Origin of the sequence: Syntrophomonas sp. (genome assembly GCF_028707975.1) — a bacterium.
In the GTDB taxonomy this organism is placed as follows: Bacteria; Bacillota; Syntrophomonadia; order Syntrophomonadales; family Syntrophomonadaceae; genus Syntrophomonas.
This window is the reverse complement of sequence record NZ_JAQVZX010000169.1, coordinates 1-2805: the sequence shown is the minus strand read 5'-3', so window position 1 is coordinate 2805 and position 2805 is coordinate 1. Positions and strand designations below refer to the sequence as shown.

Here is a 2805-nt window from a genome sequence, read left to right as displayed (position 1 = left end):
CTCGCTGCTCAACCCATCTTATCCCCCGTCGAAACCAGTACGCCCCCATATTAATTAATCTTAACTGCAAAAGCCATGATAAACCCTGTCGTTGATATTGTCAACGGTGATAAACATTTAAGTTGTAAGTTTTGAACTTGCACCCTGCGGGTGCTACTTCTTTTCCCCAGCTTAACCCTAAGCACGGTTCCTCTCTTTTAGGCTGCGTTCCATATCGCGCCGGGCATCGCGGTTGGCTATATCCTCGCGCTTGTCATAGAGTTTTTTCCCTACTGCTACCGCTAGATCCATTTTGGCCCGGCCTTCTTTGAAGTAAATCTTCAAGGGAATCAAGGTCAGGCCTTTTTCCCTCTGTAAAGCATGCAGGCGATTTATTTCCCGCCGGTGCAAAAGGAGCTTTTTGGGCCGCAAAGGATCATGGTTGAACTGGTTGCCTTTGTCATAGGGGCTGATATGGAAATTGTTGACCCAGATCTCCCCATCTTTGACCACAGCATAGGCATCACGCAAGTTGGCTTTACCCATGCGCAGTGATTTGACCTCGGTTCCCACCAGTACCAGACCGGCTTCCAGGTTTTCTTTGATATGATATTCGTAGCGGGCGCGGCGGTTGTCCACCACCGGCTTAATCCCTTTGCCCTTCTTGCCCATCTTTCACACCTCAAGCTATTAAAGATAAAACAAACCCTCGTCTCGGGCCAAAAGCTGTTGCTGAGACCAGGGTTTTTCTATTGCCTACGCTCATATTATAGCTCAGATTCATCGCTTCCGTCAAGGTTACCCCGGGTCTGAATCACAGGGGGACGGGGTTGTTGACAAACTCCTGGCACTCAGCCAAACCTCGATATGTTTTATTAAGCATTATCGTTTCTGAGTGCCGGGATGAAAAAAGTTAGCAGGTATGGGAGGTGAAACGCTTTTACTCATCCTGGAGCAATTCAAAATCGATCTTGCCTTCATCCACATCCACTCTAACCAGTTGCACCCGAACTTGATCGCCGATAGCAAATTTTCTCCCACTATGCCGGCCACGCAGAGTATAGGTACGATCACTAAACAGGTAGTAATCGTCAGCTATGCTGGAGATATGCACCAGGCCCTCAACCGTGTTTTCCAGGGCTACAAAAAATCCAAAGGCTTGGACGGAAGAGATGCGAGCTGAGAATTCATCACCAACAAACTGGGACATATACTGGGCCTTTTTTACATCCAGGAGCTCTCTTTCCGCCTCCTCGGCTTTCATCTCCTGCAGGCTGGATTGTTCTCCGTAAATAGTCATCTTCTTTTCCAGGCTGCTCTTCTTACGGGCAGTCATACCCCCATCCAAGAGGCTGCTGAGCACCCGATGAACTATAAGGTCGGGATAACGCCGGATAGGACTGGTAAAATGGCAGTAGTAGGGGGAAGCCAGACCAAAATGACCCCGGGGCTCGGGCAGATAGGAAGCATGTTTCATGGAGCGTAAAATCATCAAGGAAATCATTTGCTCCTCCGGCCGCCCTTTGATGTCGGCCAGTATCCCTTGAAAAAGCATGGGGCTGACTTTATGTCCCTTTATCTTATGCCCAAATACCGCCAACACCTTGTTTAACTCGCCAATAGCTTCTTCATCCGGTTTTTCATGGACCCGATACAAGGCGGGAAGCCCCAGCTTATGCAGGTGTTCTGCTACCACTTCATTGGCTTTTATCATAAAATCTTCTATCAGCATTTCACCCGGACCGCGCTCGGCCCGTTTGACTTCCAGGGGAAAACCCTCTTCGTCCACTATTACCTTGCTTTCGGGAAAATCAAAATCCAGCATCCCCCGATTTAAGCGGGAACGGCGCAAGATATCAGCTAGTTCTTTCATCAGGAAGAAATCCTCTATCAGTTCCCCGTATCGCTTCTTTAAGGCCGGGGGATTATCGGCCAGAATACGATTTACATCACGGTAAGTCATGCGTTCATTTATCTGGATTACCGACTTGCAAACCTCATAATCCACTACCTGCCCCCAGGAATCAATATCCATTATACAGCTTATAGCCAGGCGCTCGACCTGAGGATTGAGGCTGCAGATATTATTGGATAATTCCACCGGCAGCATGGGCAGAACTTTATCTATCAGGTAAACACTGGTGCCGCGCTTAAAGGCTTCCCGATCTAACTTGCTGTCTTCTTTAACATAATGGGAGACATCAGCAATATGCACCCCCAGCTTGTAGCCTTCCGAAGTCTTTTTAATAGAAACCGCATCATCCAGGTCTTTGGCATCTTCACCGTCAATGGTTACCATACGCCAGTCCCGCAAGTCCCGACGCCGGGATATCTCTTCTGCTGTGACCGCAACAGCCACGGACTGGGCTTCTTCAAGCACATTATCGGGAAATTCCAGGCGCAGGCCATGTTTTTTGGCCAAAACTTTAAGATCAACACCCGCCTCTCCCTTGCGTCCCAACACTTCCACGATTTTACCCTCGGCCACCTTGTCCCGTTCAGGCCAGGAGCTAATCCTGACCAATACCTTGTCTCCTTCTTTGGCTTTCCATTTACGCGAGGCTTTAACATAGATAGGGTAAATCTGCCGGGAATCATCTGGAACCACTTGCAGCAGGTGGCGGCCTTTGGTAAAGGTCCCTACCAGTTCCCGGGTGTTGCGGGCCAGGATTCTGATGACCGTACCCTCCGGCCGCTGGCCATTATATCCCTTTTCCTGTATCCTTACCATCACCCGGTCATTATGCATAGCCCCGTTGAGTTTCTTGCCATAAACAAATACCTCTTCACGGCTTGCTTTATCAGGTACTAAAACGCCAAAACCCT

At 49.0% G+C, this 2805-nt stretch carries 2 protein-coding genes; both read right to left on the bottom strand.

What is annotated here, in order from left to right; translation table 11 throughout:
* Positions 1–177 precede the first annotated feature (177 nt).
* Positions 178–651, bottom strand: coding sequence for an SsrA-binding protein SmpB (gene smpB, locus PHP87_RS11770; RefSeq protein ID WP_299921606.1), 474 nt, complete (start codon positions 649–651; stop codon positions 178–180).
* 268 nt (positions 652–919) lie between these two features.
* Positions 920–2805: ribonuclease R (gene rnr / locus PHP87_RS11765; protein ID WP_299921604.1), on the bottom strand; the 1886-nt coding region annotated here is incomplete at its 5' end.

Bases quoted from the DNA above. Each gene is read 5' to 3' on its own strand.
- smpB (WP_299921606.1), bottom strand. From the start codon at position 651: ATGGGCAAGAAGGGCAAAGGGATTAAGCCGGTGGTGGACAACCGCCGC.